This window comes from Streptomyces niphimycinicus, assembly GCF_018883605.1.
Taxonomy (GTDB): Bacteria; Actinomycetota; Actinomycetes; order Streptomycetales; family Streptomycetaceae; genus Streptomyces; species Streptomyces niphimycinicus.
Window position 1 is genome coordinate 1 of sequence record NZ_JAHLEM010001328.1, and the last position, 215, is coordinate 215.

Sequence of the window (215 nt, forward strand, 5' to 3'; positions counted from 1 at the left end):
CCGCCGCCTCCGCCCCCGCCACCCTGCGCCCCGCCCTTCCCCCGGCCGCCCTCCTGGGCGCCCACACCCTCGCGGTGACCACGGTCTCCCGCCGAGAGGCCACCGGCGGCTCCTCAGCGGCCCCCCTCGGCGCCCTCGCGGCAGGCGCGGCGATCGCCTGGGCGGCGACCAGACGCCCGGCCCGCTCCGCCACCACGACCGATCGGCCCCCGGGC

General features: G+C 83.3%; 1 pseudogene. It reads left to right on the top strand.

Going from position 1 to position 215, the window contains the following annotated elements:
* Positions 1 to 215 (top strand): annotated as a pseudogene (locus tag KN815_RS49595) (SCO3242 family prenyltransferase); the annotation flags it as partial.